We start from the raw sequence: 19,045 nt of genomic DNA, 5'->3' as shown, positions 1-19,045 counted from the left end.
AACGCGAAAGGCCCCGGATCTCTCCGGGGCCTTTCGTCTGCGTGCACTCGGCAGGATTCGAACCTGCAACCTTCTGATCCGTAGTCAGATGCTCTATCCGTTAAGCTACGAGTGCTTGTTTTGTTTTCCCGCCGTTCCTTGCCCTTCCGGGCTGCTCGCGGCGACAGGAAGAACATTACATGACTGCCGCCGCCATGTGAAATCCGTTAGCCATACCCCTTGTGACCTGCGAAAACGCGTTGAGGGCGGCATGAGCGGCCGATGCCGGACAACGACGAAGCCCCGGTCCGAGGACCGGGGCTTCGTGATCAAGCGCGGAGGCGGAGGGATTTGAACCCTCGATGGGCTTTAAGGCCCAAACCGCATTAGCAGTGCGGCGCCATAGACCGGACTAGGCGACGCCTCCAGCACAACCGCCCGCGCGAGCGCGAGTGGTGCGTGCAGATGATGACACAGTCGAGCGCGGTGTCACCAATCGCCTCCCACGGTACTAGGCAGGCGGGCCGCAGGGCAAAGCTGTTCTCGCCGTCACCGGGCCGTGCCGCAACCGGCCGGGGCGGGCGGCGTTAGTCAGGTCATGTCCCTGCTCCGGAAGTCCCGCGCCCCGTTCGCCCGGCTGCTCGTCGCCGGCGCCTCCTCCCTCGTCGCCGCCGGCTCCCTGGCCGCCTCGCCCGCCGCCGCCCTGGACCACATGCCGCCGCCCGCCCGCGACGACCTCGGCACCGGCGACCACCTCACTGTCACCGTCCGGAACGCGGGCGGCGGAAAGGACGGCACCTTCGAGCTGTACTGCCACCCCGGAGGCGGCACCCACCCCGACGCCGGCCGCGCCTGCGCCGCGCTCGACCGCGGCACCCAGTGGGGCAGGGACACCTTCGCCCCCGTACCCGACGACAGCCTCTGCACCATGCAGTACGGCGGTCCCGCCACCGCGCATGTCACCGGGACCTGGGCCGGGCGGCCCGTCGAGGCGACGTACGACCGCAGCAACGGGTGCGAGATCGGGCGGTGGGACCGGATGGTGCCGCTGCTGCCCGACCTGCGGGCGTGAGTCCGGGGCGAGAGGCCGTGGCGAGAAAGCGTGTACACCCGTCGTGTTCGCACAGGCATTTCATGGCGGATTCGGCGGGGACGTGAAAACGGCGCGAAGGTCCCCCGGAGACGAAGCAAGAGGTCGCGGGAGTCGGTCACACGTTCTGCGTCACTTCGTCGTGCGACCTCCCTCTCATCCGGGGCCGCGCGCGCAACCGCAGCCCTTAGACTCCCTCGCGTGACACGCTGCGGACCGGTTGGCAAGATGGCCCGAGCGGTCGGCAAGGTGCGGTAACAGGGAGGAAGCGTCTCGTGAGCAGCAGGCCATCCCGAGGCGCTGCTCGCCTCGCAGCCATACTCGACGCGCTGCCCGATGCGTTGGTGCTGGTCAACGCCAATGGGACCGTCGTCAACGCCAACACGATCGCGCTGGAGGCCTTCGAGGCCCCGGGCACCGCGCTCGTGGGGCGCGGGCTGCTCGATCTGCTGCCCGAGTTCGACTCCAAGCTGATCCCGGGCTCCATGCGACGCCCGGACCACATGGATCCACGTGGGCGGACCAAGCCGACCCGGATGATCGCGCGCCGGACCGACGGGAGCCAGTTCCCGGTCGAGGTGACCAGCGCGAACCTCGAGAACGGCCAGCAGGCCTACGACAGCTACGGCTACGGCGGCGACGAACTGCTGATGCTCGTCGTACGCGACCTCACCGGCACCGTCGACACCGAGGCCGAGCTGGCGCGGTCGCAACGGCAGACCGAGATGATCCTGCGGGCCGCGGCCGAGGGTGTCGTAGGGACCGACACCGACGGGCGGATCGTCCTCGTCAACCCGGCCGCCGCCCAGATACTGGGCTACCGGGCCAGCGACCTCGGCGGACGCGAGCTGCACGAGCTGATGCTGCACTCGCGCGCCGACGGCACGCCCTTCCCGTACGAGGAGTCCCCGCTCGCCGACACCCTGCGCTCCGGGCGCAAGCACCGGGTGCGCGGGCAGGTGGTGTGGTCGAAGAAGGGTGAGAAGGTCTCCGTCGACCTGACGACCGCGCCGGTACGCGACGGCGACCAGCTCGTCGGCGCCGTCATGACCTTCACCGACCGGCGGCCGTACGACGCGCTCGCCGAGGAGAAGGCCGCCGTCGAGAAGCAGCACGCGGACGAGCTCGAACGGCTTTCGGAGGAGCACGCCTCCGAACTCACCGCACTGCGCCAGAAGCACGTCACCGAGGTCGAGGAACTCCAGGAACGGCACGCGGAGGAACTCGCCGCCGGCGAGGAGCGGTATGCCGCGCTGGGCGAGCGGGAGAAGGACCGCTACGAGGCGCTCGCCGGGCGGCACGAGCAGCTGCTGACGCTGCTCGGGTCCTCGCTGCGCGGGCCGCTCGACGAACTCCGCCGCGAGCTGGCCACCCTCGCCGCCGACGACGCCGGGCAGCTGTGGCCCGAGGCGAACCAGGTCCTGCACCACCTGTCCGCCGGGTACTCCCGGATCACCCAGCTCATCGACAACGTCCTCGCCTACCAGCGGCTCGACGCGGGCACCGACGGCATCACCCGGACCAAGGTGATGCTCGACGCCGTCGTCGCGGCGGGCGTCGAAGGGGCCGTCGAGCTCATCGGGCCCGGCCGTGTGCAGTTCGCCGTGCACGCGCCGCCCATCGAGGCCGAGGTCGACCACGCGCTGCTGGCCCGCGCCCTCGCCCACCTCGTCGCCGACGTCGCCGGCGTCGACGCGACCGGCAACGCACCCGTGTCGGCGGGCGGTTACATGGACAACACGGTCGTCGTGGCCGCCGCGCAGCGCGGTGAGGTCGTACGCATCGAGGTGCGCGGGCCGTACGCCGGGGGAGACCCGGTGCACGAGCCGATCGTGCGCGGGATCGTGCGGGCGCACGGCGGTGTGCTCCAGACCCATGAAGTGCCGGGGATGAGCGGGAGCGCGTACGTCCTCGAAGTGCCGATCGGGGGTGGCGCGGGAGCCGTTCCGGCCGCACCCGCCGCTGTTCCGGCCGCGATCGAGGCGGCCCCGGAGGCCACCGAGGGGGGCGGGCGACGCCGGGCTCGGCGGGCGACGACGGACGCGTTCCTGGAGAGCGAGGACCTGACCGAGTCGGACGGCTCCGCCGAGGGCTCGGGTTCGGGTGAGGGCGGTACCGCTCCGACCGGGCGGCGCAGGAGGCGTGCGGCGGAGGAGGCGGCGGCGCCGGTTCCGGCGGCGGGTCAGGGGGCGCCGGTCACGGCGGCTCAGCCGGCCCAGACGGCTCAGGCTGCCGAGGAGGCCGCGCCCGCGTCCGGGGGTACCGGGCGGCGGCGGGGGCGGCCTGCCGAGGTCGCCGGTGGTGAGGTGGCCGCGGGTGCGGGTGTCGGCGGGGGCGCGGGTGTCTCCGAGGGTGCCGTCATGACCGCCGCCGAGCATGCCGCGGGGACCGCGGCCGTGGGCAGTGGGCTGGGCGGGACCGTACCGCCGCAGGGAGTGCCGTCACAGGGGGTGCCGCCACAGGGCGTGGCCCCGCAAGGGGTGCCCGCGGCTGCGCAGCACGCCTTGCCGCCGGCGTTGCCCGCGGTGGCGTCCGGGGACGCGGCCGGTGGGGAGGCTCAGCCGACCGGGCGTCGGCGTCGTGCCCTGGCCGCGGCGAACGAACGTGCGGCCGCGCAGGAGGCGGGGCCGCGGGCGGTGTTCGCCCTGCCGCCGGCGGAGGCGGACCGGGGGCCCGAGGTGGCCTCCGGTGGCGGGGTGCCGGGACAGGTGGCCGGTACGCCTGGGCAGGTGGCCGAGGTGCCTGGGCAGGTGGCTGACGTGCCTGGGCAGGCGGTCGGCGGGCCCGGGCAGGTGGCCGAGGTGCCTTCGCCGGTTGCCGGTGCCGGGCAGCCTCAGGTTCCTGGGGTGCCTCAGGCTGCAGTGCCGGGGGCGCCTCAAGTCCCCGGGCAGTCTCAAGTTCCCGGGCAGCCGCAGGGGCCGGGGGCCGTGCAGGTTCCGGTTCAGGGGGTGGCGGCCGCGCCGGTTCCGGTTCCCGCTCAGATGCCGGTTCAGGCGCAGGCTCAGGCTTCGGCCGCGGTGCCTCCGCAGGTGCCCGGCGCTCAGGTCGCCGTACACGTTCCCGTTCCCGGGCAGGCCGTGCCCGTCGGCGGGCTGGTCGACGACGGGCGGCACGACGCGGTTCTCCACGATCAGTCCGAGGATCACACTCCGCCGCAGCCGCACCCCGCGAGCGCGCCGACCGGTCGGCGTCGGCGGGCCGTGGGTCAGCCCGCGGAGGCCGCCGGGGCGACGCCCGCGCCGGGGGTTCCGGCGCAGCAGCAGGCGACTCCCGGGCAGGGCGTTCCGGCAACGGGCGTTCCGGCGAACGCCGCTCCGGGGCAGCCGGTGCCCGCTCAGTCGGTGCCGGCGCAGGCTGTCGCTCCTGGCGCGGCCGCTCCCGTGCCGCCGCAGAACGCCACCGGTCAGGCCGCGTTGCCCGCGCAGGCGTCGGCTCCGCAGCAGGCCCCGGCGACCGCTCCCGCGCAGCCGCTTCCGGCGGAGGCCGCCGCGCCGCAGGCCTGGGCTGGCAGCGAGGGCGCCGGGGTTGCGGGGATTACCGGGGTCGCCGGGGTCGCCGTACCGGCGAACGGCGAGGGCGTTCCCGTACCGCCGCAGGCTCCGCAGGCCGTGCCGGGCGTCGGCACTCCCGCGCCCGGGACGCCGCTGCCGCCCGAGGCCAGCGCCGGTGCGGCGCAGGCGCGGGGCGCTCAGCCGCTGCCCGCTGAGGCCGCGGCGGGCGCGGCGGGCGCGGCGGGCGCGGTTGCCGGCGCTCCCGTCGACCCGAACTCCACGCAGGGGCGGGCGATCAGTGTGCGGACGCTGGGCCAGGGGGTGCCGTTCACGCGGCAGGCCGCCCAGGTGCAGCAGCCGCAGACCGCCACGCCCGCACCGCATCAGCCGGGGGGTTCCGGACGGCGCCGCAAGCTCGGCACGCCGCCCGACCCGGCCGCCGGCCGGCCGCACCCCACGCCCGAGGCCACCGCCCCCGCGGCGGCGCAGCCGTCGCTCGCCGGGCAGTCGCGGCTCGCGCAGATGACCGAGGGCACCGGACGGTCGTACGCCATAGGGGCGCCGGACGAGAACGCCGCCGAGGGCCCTGAGCCGCTCGACGGTCCGGGCGGGGCGGTCGAGGTGGCCGATCCGCCGCGGCCGCAGCCGATGGACGACGAGCTGCCGCCGGAGCCGCTGGACAACCCGCGCCGGCTGCTGGTGTGGCCCGCGCCGGATGTGACGACCCAGCAGGCGCTGAGCGACCGCGGCTATCGGCCCGTCATCGTGCACTCGCGCGAGGAGGTCGACGCGCAGATCGCCGCCTTCCCGGCCGCGCTGTTCGTGGACCCGCTGACCGGGCCGATCACGCGGACCGCGCTGCAGTCGCTGCGGGAGGCCGCCGTCACCGCGCAGGTGCCGGTGATGGTGACCGCGGGACTCGGACAGGCGACACGCGAGGCGGCGTACGGCGCCGACCCCGCCGTTCTGCTGAAGGCGCTCGCGCCGCGGGACAGCGAGCAGCATCCGCCGCGGGTGCTGCTGATCGAGGAGCACGCGGAGATCGCGCTGGCGCTGACGGCGACGCTGGAGCGGCGCGGGATGCAGGTGGCGCGGGCCGCGAGCGACGCCGACGCGGTGGCGCTGGCGGGGCAGTTCCGGCCGAACCTGGTGGTGATGGACCTGCTGCAGGTGCATCGGCGGCAGGCCGGGATCGTGGACTGGCTGCGCGCGAACGGGCAGCTCAACCGCACCCCGCTCGTCGTCTACACCGCCGCCGTCGACCAGGCCGACCTGCCGCGGCTGGCGTCCGGGGAGACGGTGCTGTTCCTGGCGGAGCGGTCGACCAGCGCCGAGGTGCAGGCGCGGATCGTGGACCTGCTGGCACGGATCGGCACCAACTGACCCTGGTGGGGGCCGGTTGGTGCCGACAGGCGTCTTCTAGAGCTTGGTGACGTCCAGGGTGCCCTCCGCGTACTGCTTGCGGATCACCTTCTTGTCGAACTTGCCCACGCTGGTCTTCGGCACCGACTCGATGACCGTCCAGCGCTCCGGGAGCTGCCACTTGGCGATGTGGCCCTCGTCGGCGAGGAAGGCGCGCAGGGTCTCGAAGGTCGCGGTGGAGCCCTCCTTGAGGACGACCGTGGCGAGGGGGCGCTCGCCCCACTTCTCGTCGGGTACGGCGACCACGGCGGCCTCGGCGACGTCCGGGTGGGACATCAGCGCGTTCTCCAGCTCCACCGAGGAGATCCACTCGCCGCCGGACTTGATGACGTCCTTGGCGCGGTCGGTGAGGGTGAGGAAGCCGTCGGGGGAGATGGTGCCGACGTCGCCGGTCTTCAGCCAGCCGTCCTCGCTGAACTTGTCGGCGGGGCGCAGGGGTTCGGCGTCCGGGCCGTTGTAGTACGCGCCCGCGATCCAGGTGCCGCGGACCTCCAGCTCGCCGGCCGACTCGCCGTCCCAGGGCAGGCGCTCGCCGCCGGGGCCGGTGAGGCGGGCCTCGACGCCGGCCGGGAAACGGCCCTGGGTGAGCCGGTACGCGAACTCCGCGTCCGTGCCGACCACATGGGCCGGCGGGCGGGCGATGGTGCCGAGCGGGGAGGTCTCCGTCATGCCCCAGGCGTGACAGACCCGCATGCCCAGCTCGTCGAAGGCCGCCATGAGGGACGGCGGGCAGGCCGAGCCGCCGATGGTGACCTGGCCGAGGGAGGAGACATCCCGCGGGTTGGCGGTCAGCTCGCCGAGCAGGCCCTGCCAGATGGTGGGCACGGCCGCCGCGTGCGTCGGCTTCTCGCGCTCGATCATCTCGGCGAGCGGCGCGGGCTGCAGGAAGCGGTCCGGCATCAGCATGTTCACGCCGGTCATGAAGGTGGCGTGCGGCAGGCCCCAGGCGTTGACGTGGAACTGGGGGACCACGACGAGGGAGGTGTCCTGGTCCGTCAGGCCCATCGACTGGGCCATGTTGACCTGCATGGAGTGCAGGTAGATCGAACGGTGGCTGTACACCACGCCCTTGGGGTCGCCCGTGGTGCCGGAGGTGTAGCACATGGCGGCGGCCTGGCGCTCGTCCAGCTCCGGCCAGTCGTAGCTGGTCGGCTTGCCCGCGAGCAGTTCCTCGTACTCGTGCACGCTCGCGTGGGAGCCCTCGAGGAGCGAACGGTCACCGGGGCCGGTCACCACCACGTGCTCCACCGTCTTCAGGTGCGGGAGCAGCGGGGCGAGCAGCGGCAGCAGCGAACCGTTGGCGATCACCACCCGGTCCGCCGCGTGGTTGACGATCCACGCCAGCTGCTCGGCCGGGAGCCGCAGGTTCAGCGTGTGCAGGATCGCGCCCATGGAGGGGATGGCGAAGTAGGCCTCGACATGCTCGGCGTTGTTCCACGCGAGGGTCGCGACCCGGTCGTCGTCGGCCACTCCCAGGTCGTCACGGAGCGCGTGCGCCAGCTGGGCCGCGCGGGCGCCGATCTCGGCGAAGGAGCGGCGGTGCGGCTCGCCCTCACCGGTCCAGGTGGTCACCTGCGATGTGCCGTGGATCGTGGACCCGTGGGTCAGGATCCTCGAGATCAGCAGCGGTACGTCCTGCATGGTGCTCAGCACGGCGTCCTCCCGGGGCGACATTGCCTACGCGGTAGTAAGGGTTGGGCTGATTCTGCTCACATACCGCGCGGTATGTCACTAGTGGACGGTGATCGATCACGTCACGTTGCGTTCACAGCGGCGCCGCGCTACCGGGGAGGGGAGGACGATCACTCGGGCTGCGCTATCGGACCAGGCTCAGCTCCGGGTCCTCGCGCAGCTTGCCCAGGGCCCTCGACACCGCCGACTTCACGGTCCCCACCGACACCCCGAGCACCTCCGCCGTCTGGACCTCGCTCAGATCCTCGTAGTACCTCAGGACGACCATCGCCCGCTGCCGCGCCGGCAGCTTCATGATCGCCCGCCACATCGCGTCGTGCAGCGCCTGCTGCTCCGCGGGGTCCTCGCCGCCGGGCAGCGGCTCGGGCTCCGGGATCTCGTCGGTCGCGAACTCGTCCACCTTGCGCTTGCGCCACTGCGACGTGCGCGTGTTCAGCAGCGCGCGGCGCACATAGCCGTCCAGCGCACGGTGGTCCTCGATCCGCTCCCAGGCGACATACGTCTTGGTGAGCGCGGTCTGCAGCAGGTCCTCGGCATCGCTCGGGTTCGCGGTCAGCGACCGGGCGGTGCGCAGCAGCACCGGCTGGCGTGCCTTCACGTACGACGAGAACGAGGGGTACGTCGCATACGGGCGGGTCTGCCTCGCCGGTACTGCGGCGTCCGAAGCGCTGGTGCAGACGGGTGTGGTCATGGCTCAACGCTAGGAGTGAGGGGCCCTCCCGCTCATCGGCCGCAGGTCCCGAAGACGACTCCGCCTCAGGTTGTAGGGGTGGGGGTGGCTCCACCTCCTGAGGGTGGACGAGGAGCTGGGGACTACTGCGGGATGACCCCTGGGGGCTCGTCCCACGGAGGCACCGGACCGGCGTCATCCGTCGGCCGTGAGCACCAGACCCGACGTCGGTACTCCCGTCCCCGCCGTCACCAGGACCCGGCCGGCCGAGGGTATGGGATTCACGGCCGTCCCCCTGATCTGGCGCACGGCCTCCGCCATTCCGTTCATCCCGTGCAGATACGCCTCCCCCAGCTGTCCTCCGTGCGTGTTCAGCGGCAGCCTCCCTTCCGCCACGAACTCCGCCGCCTCCCCCTTCCCGCAGAACCCGAACTCCTCCAGCTGCATCAGCACGAACGGCGTGAAGTGGTCGTACAGGATCCCCACGTCGATGTCGGCCGGCGTGAGCCCCGAGGTCCGCCACAGCTGGCGGGCCACCACGCCCATCTCCGGCAGACCGGTCAGGTCGTCGCGGTAGAAGCTGGTCATCTGCTCCTGGGCCCGGCCCGCTCCCTGCGCGGCGGCGGCCACGACGGCGGGCGGGTTCGGCAGGTCCCGCGCCCGCTCCAGCGAGGTGACGACCAGGGCCTGGCCGCCGTCCGTCTCCTGGCAGCAGTCGAGGAGGCGCAGCGGCTCGACGATCCAGCGCGAGGCGGCATGGTCGGCGAGGGTGATGGGGCGGCCGTGGAAGTACGCCGCCGGGTTGGTCGCCGCGTGTCTGCGCGCGGTGACGGCCACCTGTCCGAAGGCCTCCGGTGTCAGGCCGTACGTGTGCAGATAGCGCTGGGCCGCCATCGCCACCCAGGACGCCGGGGTGAGCAGCCCGAACGGCAGCGACCAGCCGAGCGCGACGCCCTCCGCGGAGGGCTCCCGGTGCTGCACGCCGGAGCCGAAGCGACGCCCCGAGCGTTCGTTGAAGGCGCGGTAGCAGACCACCACCTCGGCCACGCCGGTCGCCACCGCCAGCGCCGCCTGCTGGACGGTCGCACAGGCCGCGCCGCCGCCGTAGTGGACGCGGGAGAAGAACGACAGCTCGCCGATCCCGCAGGCCTGGGCGACGGTGATCTCCGGGCTGGTGTCCATCGTGAACGTCACCATCCCGTCCACGTCGGCCGGCGCCAGCCCGGCATCGTCCAGCGCGGCCCGCACCGCCTCCGCGGCCAGCTTCAGCTCACTGCGGCCGGACTCCTTGGAGAACTCCGTGGCCCCGATCCCGACGATCGCCGCCCGCCCACCGAGGGAGTCACGCCCACGCACACTCATCCGGCACCTCCTGCGGGGGCGGTCGACTCCGGGGGCGCTTCGGCTGCCGAAGACACGTGAGCTTCGGAGGGCACGTCGGCCGTCGAGGGCGCGCCGGCTCTCCTGGGGACGTCGGCGGTTGAGGGCGCGCCGGCCGTTGAAGGCACCCCGGCTCTCGCAGGGGCGTCGGCTTCTGAAGCCACGTCGGCCCCCGAAGGGACCGTCACCGTCACCGTGCCCGTGACATGTCTGCCGATGCCGTTCTCCCCGAGCACGCGGACCGTCGCCGTGGTGCCGGCGGGGGTTTCGGTGACTTCCTCGACCGTGCCTCTCAACACCATCGTGTCCCCCGGGTAGTTGGGCGCTCCCAGTCGGATGGCCACGCGGTGCAGTACGGCCGTCGGGCCGAAGTGGTCGGTGATGTAGCGGCCGACCAGGCCGTTGGTGGTGAGGATGTTCATGAAGATGTCGGGAGAGCCCTTCTGCCGGGCCGTCTCGGCGTCGTGGTGGACGTCCTGGTAGTCGCGGGAGGCGATGGCGCCGGCGACGACGAGGGTTCGGGTCACCGGGATCTCCAGCGCCGGGAGTTGTTCGCCGGGCTTCATACAGGCCTCCCCTCGACGCCGACCCGGCTCGCCTCGGCACGGGAGGCACGGGACTCCCGGGAGGCACGGGACTCCCGGGAGGCACGGGACTCCCGGGAGGCACGACAGGCACGGAAGACAGGGAGCACCAACTCCTCGTCGTACTGCTCGAATTCGAGCCGCACCGGCATACCGATCCGCACCTCGTCGTACGGCACCCCGATCACGTTGCTGATCATTCGCACGCCTTCCGTGAGCTCTATCAGGGCGACCGCGTAGGGAGGGTCGAAGGCCGGGAAGGGCGGGTGGTGCATGACGACGTACGAATAGACCTCGCCCGTCCCGCTCGCCTCGACCGTGTCCCACTCCGGGTGTCCGCAGCCGGCGCAGCCGGGGAGCCAGGGATGACGCAGGGTGGAGCAGGCCGTGCAGCGCTGGATCAGGAGGCGGCGCTCGCGGACGCCCTCCCAGAAGCCGGCGTTGTCGCGGTTGACGACGGGGCGGGGACGCGGGGGCCTGCCCTGCGCGGGCTTGCGCTGCGGGGGCTCCTCGCGCCGGGGCTTCTCCGGCTGAGGCTCCTTCTGTGCTCGCCCGTCCCTCCTGTGCGCGGGTGCGTACTTGAGGATGCGGAAGCGATGGGTGCCGGCCAGCTCGGGGCCGACGCGGATGTCCATGCGGGTGGTGACGAAGTAACCCGTGCCGAGCTTGGTCGTCTTGCGGTCGGACACGGACTCGATGACCGCGTCGAACGTGATCTCGTCGCCCGGGCGCAGGGGGCGGATGTACTCCTGCTCGCAGTCGGTGGCGACGACCGACGTGCAGCCCGAGTCGTCGAGGAGGGTGAGCAGTTCGTCGTACGCCGACGAACGGCCCGTATGCCCGGAGAGGCCGCCCATGGTCCACGCCTGGAGCATGGTGGGGGGCGCTATGGCGTCCGGGCCGGTGTACGCCGGGTTGGCGTCGCCCATGGCCTCGCACCAGTGCCGGATCATGGGTGCGTTGACGGGGTCCTTGCCGGCGGCGGAGACGGCGGCGGCCTGCCCCTCGTACGCCTTCAGGCGCCTGCCCAACTCGTCGCTCGCCCGCGGCTCCTGTGTCATGGCCTCCCCCTCTGTCTCCCTCGTCCCCGCCGTCCCGCCCGTCGCGTTCTGTCATTTCTGGTACACCGCTGCCGCCGCCCGGGTTCCACGAACCGGCCGCGGACTTCGCGAAGATTTCTGACTGTCCGTCAGATAACAGGAGCTGTCAAGGTCAGCGGGGCCAGATCGGCGGGGGCTGTCGACCTCATGCGGAAACGGCTGCGCGGTGGCGCCGAAGCACCACCGCGCAGCCGTACGACCACCCCTCGGAGCACACCCGTCGGACCAGGCCGGCCGACCCCCCGGTCGGCCGACCCTCCCTTCAGTTCACGTCCTCAGCTCACGCCTTCCGCTCACCACCACAGCGGGGTGAAATGGACGGACGTGTTGTCGTTGCCCTGATTGACGGCCGTGAACGCCGAGCCGTTGACCTGGGCGGTGTTGCTCTGGTTCGAGGCGCCGGAGCCGACCGCGTTCTGCTGCGTGGTGGACGAGTTGCCGTTGTTGGTGCCGCCGACCCCGCTGCCGACGATGCTCGCGACACCCGCGTTCGATCCGTCGTCCGCGAAGCCGCCGTTGTCCGCCGCCGCGACGCCGGTGAACAGGGCCGCGGCGAGCGGGAGGGCGGAGACGGCGGCGATGACGCGGGCGGTACGGATGCTTGCCATGTTTCTTCCTCCAGAACCCGGCCTCTTGAGCCGGAAGTACGTCAAGTAAGGCTGTTTCCAAGGCAGTTGGCCGACCGCCTCGGTGTCGTTCACGACGTCGCGAGACCAGAGTTGCCCACCGAATCCCCGGCGAACCAGCCCGGAAGCGGCTATTCCCCCTGAAGCGTGAGGACAAGTCGATAAACCCCTTTCGCGATCTAAGGCATCAGACCTGTGCCTCTCGGGCATCTCCACCCCAAGTGCCGCAACAGGCGAAGCGTTCCGGCGGTTTTCCGGCCAATCCGCTCCGCCCGGCGAGTCGCCTCCGAACTCCCTTCCCTTTTTCGAACACTCGTACGAAAATGGAGGCATGGCCACCACAGACCGGCAGGCCACGACGCTGGCCCTCGCACACGCCCTGTCCGCCGCCGAACGCGGACTGGCCGTCATCCCCCTGTCCCGTACGAAGCTCCCGGCGCTGCGCTCCCCGCACCGCGACGCACCCCGTCCCGCCGAGGCCTCCGCCGCCTCCGGGAGCCCCGAGCCGACACCGAATCCGCCCTGCCACGGCGAGTGCGGCCGCTTCGGCCACGGGGTCTACGACGCCGCCACCGACCCGGCCCGTATCCGCGAACTGTTCGCCGCGGCCCCCTGGGCGACCGGCTACGGCATCGCGTGCGGTCTCCCGCCCCACCATCTGATCGGCGTCGACCTCGACACCAAATCCGGTACGGACTCCTCCGCGGCGCTGCGCGAGCTGGCCCTGCGCCATCTCTTCACGATCCCGCCCACGGTGGTCGTCCTGACCCCGAGCGGCGGCCGCCATCTGTGGCTGAGCGGCCCGCCGGACGTGGTCGTCCCCAACTCGGCCGGCCGGCTGGCGCCTGGCATCGACATCCGCGGCGCCGGCGGCTATCTCGTCGGACCCGGCTCCCGCACCGACCAGGGCGTGTACGCGACGGCCCCCGGTACGGCCGGCCTCGCCCCGGCGGCCTGCCCGCCGGCCCTGCTGCGCCTCCTGCTCCCGCCGCCGCGCGCCTCCCACCACCCCACGCCCGCGTCGACCGGCGACCACGGACAGGGCCTCGTCCAGTTCGTGCTCGCCGCGCACGAGGGCCAGCGCAACACCCGCCTGTTCTGGGCGGCCTGCCGCGCCTACGAGGACGGCATCGGCCCCGCCCTCGTGGACCCCCTCGTCGAGGCGGCCCTCAACACCGGCCTGTCCGAACGCGAGGCCCGCGCGACGATCGCCTCGGCGGCGCGCATGACGGGGCATCGGCCGTGAGGAGGCACCGAGGCAGGGCCGGCGCGGGGCACCGGTCATGGGGGCGCCAGGCGAGAACGACGAGGTACCGGCCAGGAGGACGCATGCGAACGCATGACGCGTTACCGGCCACGAGGACGCACGCCAACGCATGACGAAGCACCGGCCACGAGGACGCACGCCAACGCATGACGAAGCACCGGCCACGAGGACGGATGTCGCAGCACCACAGCACGCACCACCCCCGGGAGCACGATGCGCCACCGTCCCAGAGTGCCGACCATGGCCCTGGCACGCCTCACCCTCGCCTCGGGCCGCAGCGTCGTCCTCTCCGAGCTGCGGCTCTCCTCGACGTACGGCGACATGCCGGAGGGCTATCCCTGCAAGCCGCTCAACGAGTCGCGGATCAGGGCCCTGGTGCACGCGGCCGAGCGCGACCTCCCGGCCGCGCCCGTCCACCTCGTCCCGCCGCCGCGCGAATACCCCCACCAGTACGCCGGCGGCTTCGGTCCCGTCGAGGTGCTCCCCTCCGTCGCCTGCGTCGGCACCTTCCATTCCACGGCCCTCGCCCCGGCCCGCGACCCGGACCTGTACCGTTCCCGGCTCACGATCGTCTGGTTCCAGCCGACCACCGACGTGCCCTCGGACTGCGACACCACGGCCGCTCTGCGCGACGTGGCCTGGGACGAGCTGGCCCGGGACTACGCGCTCCAGGCCCTGCCGTTCACGCCAGGGTGAACATGCAGGAAGGGGTGCCTCTCTAAGAGAGGCACCCCTTCGAACTCATGCGGTGGGTGTGGGATTTGAACCCACGGTGACTCGCGCCACGACGGTTTTCAAGACCGTTCCCTTAGGCCGCTCGGGCAACCCACCCCGCGCCGCCGCTCGTCGACCGGCGGCGCGGGGACAAGAGTAACCGGTGCCCACGCGCGCGTGGGGGCGGTGGTGGGACCCGCGTGTGGGTCAGCTGTCGCCCTCGCGGGAGCCCAGGGTGAGCTCCACCGTGTTGGTCTTGCCGTCCCGCTCGTAGGTGATCTTGACCTTGTCGCCGGGCTGGTGGGTCCAGATCTCGCCGATGAGGGTCGGGCCGGAGTCGATCACCGTGTCGTCGAGCTTGGTGATGACGTCGCCCGGCTTCAGGCCCGCCTTGTCGGCCGGGCCGCCGGACTCAACCGGGTCGGAGCCGCTGGCGCCCTGCTCGGTGATCTTCGCACCGCCCGTGGAGTCCTCCAGGGAGACGGACGCGCCGATCTTGGCGTAGACGGGCTTGCCGGTCTTGATGAGCTGCTGGGCGACGTACTTGGCCTGGTTGATCGGGATGGCGAAGCCGAGGCCGATGGAGCCGGACTGGCTGGTGCCGCCGAGGCCGCCGCTGCTCGTCGACTGGATCGCCGAGTTGATGCCGATCACGTTGCCCTTGGCGTCCAGCAGGGGGCCGCCGGAGTTGCCCGGGTTGATCGAGGCGTCGGTCTGGAGGGCGCTCATGTACGAGGCGTTCGAGCCCGTGCCGTCGCTGGAGGCCACCGGGCGGTTCTTGGCGCTGATGATGCCCGTGGTGACCGTGTTGGACAGGCCGAAGGGGGCGCCGATCGCGATGGTCGAGTCGCCGACCGCCACCTTGTCGGAGTCGCCGAGCGTCAGCGGCTTGAGGTCGCCCGGCGCGTTCTTGAGCTTGATCACCGCGACGTCGTAGCCCTGCGCGTGGCCGACGACCTCGGCGTCGTACTTCTTGCCGTTCGGGAAGGTGGCGGTCAGCTTGCCGCCGTCCACCGCGTCCGCCACCACGTGGTTGTTGGTGAGGATGTGGCCCTCGCGGTCGAAGACGAACCCGGTGCCGGTGCCGCCCTCGCCGCTGCTCGACTCGGCCTCGATGGTCACCGTGCTCGGCAGGGCGGCTGCGGCCACGCCCGCGACGGTGCCCGCGTCGCGCTTGACGTCCCCGCCGCTGTCCGAGGCGGAGACGGTCGTCGAGGAGCCGTTGTCGTTGTCCTTGGCCAGGGTGTAGCCGAGGCCGCCGCCCAGGCCGCCCGCGACCAGGGCCGCGATCAGGACCGCCGCCATCAGACCGCCACGGCCGCGCCCCGACTTGGGGGCGGGCTGCTGGTAGGAGGCGCCCCAGCCACCGGCACCCGCACCGCCCGAGCCGCTGTCGGCGTACGCCGGGGTCGCGGGCGGCGGAGGCGGCCAGGAGGCGTCCGGGGCCTGGGGGGTCTGGGCCGGGGTGCCGTAACCGGGCACGCCTTGTGCCGGGGCCTGGCCCGGGGCGCCCTCACCCTGCGAGGCCTGCGGCCCGTGCGACCCCTGGGGCCCGTGCGGGCCCTGTGGCCCCTGCGCGCCGCCCGCGCCCGCCGACGCGTAGGCCGGCGCCTGGCCCGCGTGCACCAGTTCCTGCTCCGGTGCGCCGGGGGCGTGCGGAGGCGTCGTGGGGAGCGGGGTCGTCGGGGCGCCGCTGTCGGGCGCGCTCGCCTGCGGGGAGGCCGGGGAGGCTGCGGGGGAATCCACCGGCACGGGAGGTGCGGACGGGGCCGGGGGTACCGCAGTGCCCTCGTTCTCGGTGCTCACAGCTTGTCTCCTCGATCCACGGCTGTTTTTCCTAAGGTCGCACTCGGTCACGCTCGTTCACGCTTGCCGACGGTCCGGCGCGATGCAGCTGTGCATGTGCTTTTGTATGCCGTCAGCTTTTCCCACAGGCCGTCAGAGCACCATAAGCGGTGCCTGTGGGTCTGCGACCATCCTTTATATGGGACCTTTTGGACGGAACGCCCGCATCTCGACGCCCGTATCTCGTCCTGTCATGGCCCACCTCGTGCGACGCGTACCCCGCCGCGGTGGCACCATGACGCGGTGACCCACGCACGGCAGCACAGCATTCAGGTCGTCGCCCACCGCGGAGCCTCCGAAGAGGCCCCCGAGCACACCCTGGCCGCGTACAAGAAAGCGATCGAGGACGGCGCCGACGCGCTCGAGTGCGATGTGCGTCTGACGGCCGACGGCCATCTCGTCTGCGTCCACGACCGACGCGTCAACCGTACGTCCAACGGGCGGGGAGCCGTCTCCGCCCTGGAGCTGGCCGAGCTCGCCGCCCTGGACTTCGGCTCCTGGAAGAACCGGGACGAGGAGCCCGACTGGGAGCACCGCCCCGAGGACCGCGAGGAGACCTCCGTACTGACCCTGGAGCGGCTCCTGGAGCTCGTCGCGGACGCGGGGCGGCGGGTGGAGCTGGCCATCGAGACCAAGCACCCCACGCGATGGGCGGGTCAGGTGGAGGAGCGGCTGCTGGTGCTGCTGAAGCGGTTCGGCCTGGAGGCGCCGGCCTCGGCCGCCGACTCCCCGGTGCGGATCATGAGCTTCTCAGCCCGTTCGCTGGCACGCGTGCGTGCCGCCTCGCCGATGCTGCCGACGGTCTATCTGATGCAGTTCGTCTCGCCCCGGCTGAGGGACGGACGGCTTCCGGCGGGCGTGCGGATCGCGGGGCCCTCGATCCGGATCGTGCGCAATCACCCGGCCTACATCGAGCGGCTGAAACGAGCCGGCCACCAGGTGCACGTGTGGACGGTGAACGAGCCCGAGGACGTCGACCTCTGCGTGGAACTCGGCATCGACGCCATCATCACCAACCGGCCTCGCGCGGTCCTGCGCCAGCTGGGCCGATGACCTTCGCCGCGCCTGACGGTGACTCACTGGTAAAGACCTGTGAAGAAACCTTGACCACACGAGTCGACTGAAGCATCTTCGGTCACGGCCAAATCGTCGAAATCCGGCCACACGATTACAGGGAGTGCTCCGGCGCGTTCGGTCCGTGTTCGATCGTTACGAATGCGTCAGCGGACCTGCGTTGGCCGGTTTCCGGTACAGGCCAATGGGGCATCCACACCGTGGCGTGGGGCAAAGGAGGTCTCGGGGGTGGCGTTGGTGGTGGCACAGGAGGTGCCCACGTCGTCGAGCATGGCCGTACCCCATGGCCCTGCGGGCGTGGGGGAAGCAAGACACCGGATGCGTTCTCAGTTGCGCAGGGGCGGTGTGTCGGAAGCGGTCATCGACGACGCCGTACTGATTCTTTCCGAACTCTTGAGCAATGCGTGCAAGCACGGCCGGCCTCTGGGCGACGCCCTGGCCGGGGACGGCGACGTCCGCGCCGCGTGGCGCGTGGAGCCGAGCGGCAGACTCACGGTCGAGGTGACGGACGGAGGCGGGCCCACCCGCCCTGCTCCGGCCACGCCCTCGGTCACCGCGCACGGCGGCCGGGGGCTGAACATCATCACCGCGCTGTCCGACGACTGGGGCGTCCGGGACGACGCCCGCGGCGAGGTCACGGTGTGGGTCGTCGTGCACGACGACGTTCATGATCCCGATGCCTGCCACCGCCGGGACGACTTCGCTACGCGCGTCACGGCGCCGTCGGTGTCGTCGATCGGCGGCCTGGACTTCGCGGACGCCTTCACCGACATGGACTGAGGCGCGCGGCACCGCGCTGCGACGAGGGCCCTCGCCGCACAGGACGCCCGGCACGTTGTCCACAGGCTCCCGTCACGCATGGCCTGAACGACTAGGCTCCCGCCCGTACGAGACGAGCCGTAACCGGGAGACCCCACGATGGCCAAGAAGCGACCCCAGACGAAGGCCCAGCGCCCTCAGATCGCCGACGGGGAGGTCCCGGTCGTCGGTGCCCGTGAACCCTGCCCCTGCGGCAGCGGCCGCCGCTACAAGGCGTGCCACGGCCGGGCCGCCGCCCACGCGGTGACCGAGCTGGTGCAGCGCCCGTTCGAGGGCCTGGCGGGCGAGGGCGACTGGGTGGCGCTGCGCGAGCTGGTGCCGGCCGCCACGGTCGAGCTGTCCCTGAAGGGCGGCCTCCCCGAAGGCGTCCCGTCGGTCACGCTGGCCACGGTCCTGCCGATGGCCTGGCCGGCGCTGCGCCGTGACGACGGCTCGGTGCTGCTCGGCCTGCAGAACGACACGGCGTCGGGCGACATCAGCCGCGACCTGGCCGACACCCTGCAGCGCGCGCTCACCGCCGAGCCGGGCACCCCGGTCCAGGGCCGCCGCGCGCCGGCCGAGGGGCCGCGGCTGCAGGACCTGCTCGACCCCGAAGGCACGTTCGAGCCAGTCGTGCACGAGGGCTTCGAGTTCTGGGTCCCGGACGCGGAGAACGCCACCCCGGAGGTGACCGCCTCCCTGGAGCGGGCCAACGCCGCGGCCATCCCGACCGTGAAGCTCCAGGGGGTGGACGCCGCCTACTGGTGCGAGACGCCGGAGAAGAACCACCTGCGCTGGGTCATGCCGTACGGCGAGGAGCAGCTTCTGGACGCGCTCGCGCGGCTGCACGCGGCCGGGAAGTCCGGCCTCGGCGAAGGCACCCGGCTGGTGGGCTCCTTCCGTGCCCACGGCCTGACCGTGCCGGTCTGGGACCTGCCGAGCGGGGTGTCGGCGGAGGACGTGGAGAAGCCGGCGGCCGAGTTCGCCGAGCGCCTCACCGCGGCCCTGGCCTCGGACGCACCGCTCACCGCGGACGAGCGCCGCGCGCGGGGCGGCCTGACCAACCGACAGGTGACCCTCAGCTGAGACACAGGTCCGAGACAGGGTCCGGCTGACCGGTCGTTCAGCCGGATCCGCTCTCGCCGTGCGGCCGGATCGGATCACAACTGCCGTCCGCGGCAAGTGAGTCGGTGTCCGGAAAGCCGACGAACTTCCGAGATCGAATTTGCGAACAGCCGATCTCTTGTTACCGTTCGAGTAGCCCGGTTGCTGGTGCATCCCCCGTCGCCAGCAACCGGGTCTTTCTACGCCCG

The 19,045-nt window shown here is 72.2% G+C and carries 13 protein-coding genes, 3 tRNA genes and 1 pseudogene; 7 read left to right on the top strand and 10 right to left on the bottom strand.

Going from position 1 to position 19,045, the window contains the following annotated elements:
- Positions 1 to 42: 42 nt before the first annotated feature.
- Positions 43 to 115 (bottom strand) — tRNA-Arg (locus tag ACFUO4_RS34110).
- Positions 116 to 315: 200 nt separating this feature from the next.
- Positions 316 to 406 (bottom strand) — tRNA-Ser (locus ACFUO4_RS34105).
- 171 nt (positions 407 to 577) lie between these two features.
- Here ACFUO4_RS34105 and ACFUO4_RS34100 point away from each other — a divergent pair.
- Both ACFUO4_RS34100 and ACFUO4_RS34095 read left to right on the top strand, forming a co-directional pair.
- Positions 578 to 1,051, top strand: coding sequence for an SSI family serine proteinase inhibitor (locus tag ACFUO4_RS34100; RefSeq protein ID WP_079309087.1), 474 nt, complete (start codon positions 578 to 580; stop codon positions 1,049 to 1,051).
- Positions 1,052 to 1,344: 293 nt separating this feature from the next.
- Positions 1,345 to 5,943, top strand: coding sequence for a PAS domain-containing protein (locus ACFUO4_RS34095; protein WP_383492057.1), 4,599 nt, complete (start codon positions 1,345 to 1,347; stop codon positions 5,941 to 5,943).
- A 36-nt stretch (positions 5,944 to 5,979) separates the two neighbouring features.
- Here the strand turns inward: ACFUO4_RS34095 and ACFUO4_RS34090 are convergent, their stop codons facing one another.
- The 6 genes and pseudogenes from ACFUO4_RS34090 to ACFUO4_RS34065 all read right to left on the bottom strand — a co-directional run bounded on the left by ACFUO4_RS34090 (position 5,980) and on the right by ACFUO4_RS34065 (position 12,016).
- Positions 5,980 to 7,656: a long-chain fatty acid--CoA ligase gene (locus ACFUO4_RS34090; protein ID WP_079309088.1), complete on the bottom strand. Its 1,677-nt coding sequence runs from the start codon at positions 7,654 to 7,656 to the stop codon at positions 5,980 to 5,982.
- Positions 7,657 to 7,798: 142 nt separating this feature from the next.
- Positions 7,799 to 8,365 (bottom strand): SigE family RNA polymerase sigma factor, encoded by a 567-nt coding sequence (locus tag ACFUO4_RS34085; RefSeq protein WP_079309089.1) that lies wholly within the window; start codon positions 8,363 to 8,365, stop codon positions 7,799 to 7,801.
- Positions 8,366 to 8,539: 174 nt separating this feature from the next.
- A complete protein-coding gene (locus tag ACFUO4_RS34080; protein ID WP_383492053.1) occupies positions 8,540 to 9,706 on the bottom strand; it encodes a lipid-transfer protein in 1,167 nt (388 codons plus the stop codon).
- A gap of 185 nt (positions 9,707 to 9,891) precedes the next feature.
- Positions 9,892 to 10,290, bottom strand: a pseudogene (locus tag ACFUO4_RS34075) (MaoC/PaaZ C-terminal domain-containing protein); the annotation flags it as partial.
- Positions 10,287 to 11,369, bottom strand: a complete 1,083-nt coding sequence (locus ACFUO4_RS34070) for a bifunctional MaoC family dehydratase N-terminal/OB-fold nucleic acid binding domain-containing protein (protein WP_383492050.1) — start codon at positions 11,367 to 11,369, stop codon at positions 10,287 to 10,289. The gene ACFUO4_RS34070 and the pseudogene ACFUO4_RS34075, both read right to left, overlap by 4 nt.
- Before the next feature lie 332 nt (positions 11,370 to 11,701).
- Entirely contained in the window at positions 11,702 to 12,016 is a 315-nt protein-coding gene (locus ACFUO4_RS34065; RefSeq protein ID WP_079309093.1) for a hypothetical protein, read from the bottom strand.
- 349 nt (positions 12,017 to 12,365) lie between these two features.
- On the opposite strand from ACFUO4_RS34065, the gene ACFUO4_RS34060 reads away from it, so the two are divergent.
- Positions 12,366 to 13,280, top strand: a complete 915-nt coding sequence (locus ACFUO4_RS34060; RefSeq protein ID WP_383492046.1) for a bifunctional DNA primase/polymerase — start codon at positions 12,366 to 12,368, stop codon at positions 13,278 to 13,280.
- Positions 13,281 to 13,514: 234 nt separating this feature from the next.
- Positions 13,515 to 13,997 carry a hypothetical protein gene (locus tag ACFUO4_RS34055; RefSeq protein ID WP_079309094.1) on the top strand — a complete coding sequence of 161 codons (483 nt, stop codon included), beginning with the start codon at positions 13,515 to 13,517 and terminating at the stop codon, positions 13,995 to 13,997.
- 50 nt (positions 13,998 to 14,047) lie between these two features.
- Here the strand turns inward: ACFUO4_RS34055 and ACFUO4_RS34050 are convergent.
- Together ACFUO4_RS34050 and ACFUO4_RS34045 are read right to left on the bottom strand one after the other, a co-directional pair.
- Positions 14,048 to 14,132, bottom strand: a tRNA-Ser gene (locus ACFUO4_RS34050).
- Positions 14,133 to 14,222: 90 nt separating this feature from the next.
- Positions 14,223 to 15,821: a S1C family serine protease gene (locus ACFUO4_RS34045; protein WP_383492043.1), complete on the bottom strand. Its 1,599-nt coding sequence runs from the start codon at positions 15,819 to 15,821 to the stop codon at positions 14,223 to 14,225.
- 282 nt (positions 15,822 to 16,103) lie between these two features.
- Between ACFUO4_RS34045 and ACFUO4_RS34040 the strand changes: the two genes are divergently transcribed.
- The 3 genes from ACFUO4_RS34040 (at position 16,104) to ACFUO4_RS34030 (ending at position 18,818) form a co-directional block, all read left to right on the top strand.
- The gene (locus ACFUO4_RS34040) at positions 16,104 to 16,913 is read left to right on the top strand and encodes a glycerophosphodiester phosphodiesterase (protein WP_383492040.1); all 810 of its coding nucleotides are present in this window, start codon (positions 16,104 to 16,106) and stop codon (positions 16,911 to 16,913) included.
- Between the two features lie 162 nt (positions 16,914 to 17,075).
- On the top strand, positions 17,076 to 17,714 hold the full coding sequence (locus tag ACFUO4_RS34035; protein ID WP_079309097.1) for an ATP-binding protein: 639 nt from the start codon (positions 17,076 to 17,078) through the stop codon (positions 17,712 to 17,714).
- A gap of 138 nt (positions 17,715 to 17,852) precedes the next feature.
- Positions 17,853 to 18,818 (top strand): DUF5926 family protein, encoded by a 966-nt coding sequence (locus ACFUO4_RS34030; RefSeq protein ID WP_079309098.1) that lies wholly within the window; start codon positions 17,853 to 17,855, stop codon positions 18,816 to 18,818.
- Positions 18,819 to 19,045 lie beyond the last annotated feature (227 nt).

Source organism: Streptomyces sp. NPDC057280, from assembly GCF_042668605.1.
Lineage (GTDB): Bacteria > Actinomycetota > Actinomycetes > Streptomycetales > Streptomycetaceae > Streptomyces.
This window is presented reverse-complemented; position numbering and strand designations above follow the sequence as displayed.

What these genes read in the sequence shown, in the direction of transcription:
- ACFUO4_RS34100 (WP_079309087.1), top strand. Translation starts at nt 578, where the DNA reads ATGTCCCTGCTCCGGAAGTCCCGCGCCCCGTTCGCCCGGCTGCTCGTC.
- ACFUO4_RS34090 (WP_079309088.1), bottom strand. Translation starts at nt 7,656, where the DNA reads ATGTCGCCCCGGGAGGACGCCGTGCTGAGCACCATGCAGGACGTACCG.
- ACFUO4_RS34085 (WP_079309089.1), bottom strand. Translation starts at nt 8,365, where the DNA reads ATGACCACACCCGTCTGCACCAGCGCTTCGGACGCCGCAGTACCGGCG.
- ACFUO4_RS34080 (WP_383492053.1), bottom strand. Translation starts at nt 9,706, where the DNA reads ATGAGTGTGCGTGGGCGTGACTCCCTCGGTGGGCGGGCGGCGATCGTC.
- ACFUO4_RS34070 (WP_383492050.1), bottom strand. Translation starts at nt 11,369, where the DNA reads ATGACACAGGAGCCGCGGGCGAGCGACGAGTTGGGCAGGCGCCTGAAG.
- ACFUO4_RS34065 (WP_079309093.1), bottom strand. Translation starts at nt 12,016, where the DNA reads ATGGCAAGCATCCGTACCGCCCGCGTCATCGCCGCCGTCTCCGCCCTC.
- ACFUO4_RS34060 (WP_383492046.1), top strand. Translation starts at nt 12,366, where the DNA reads ATGGCCACCACAGACCGGCAGGCCACGACGCTGGCCCTCGCACACGCC.
- ACFUO4_RS34055 (WP_079309094.1), top strand. Translation starts at nt 13,515, where the DNA reads ATGCGCCACCGTCCCAGAGTGCCGACCATGGCCCTGGCACGCCTCACC.
- ACFUO4_RS34035 (WP_079309097.1), top strand. Translation starts at nt 17,076, where the DNA reads ATGCGTCAGCGGACCTGCGTTGGCCGGTTTCCGGTACAGGCCAATGGG.
- ACFUO4_RS34030 (WP_079309098.1), top strand. Translation starts at nt 17,853, where the DNA reads ATGGCCAAGAAGCGACCCCAGACGAAGGCCCAGCGCCCTCAGATCGCC.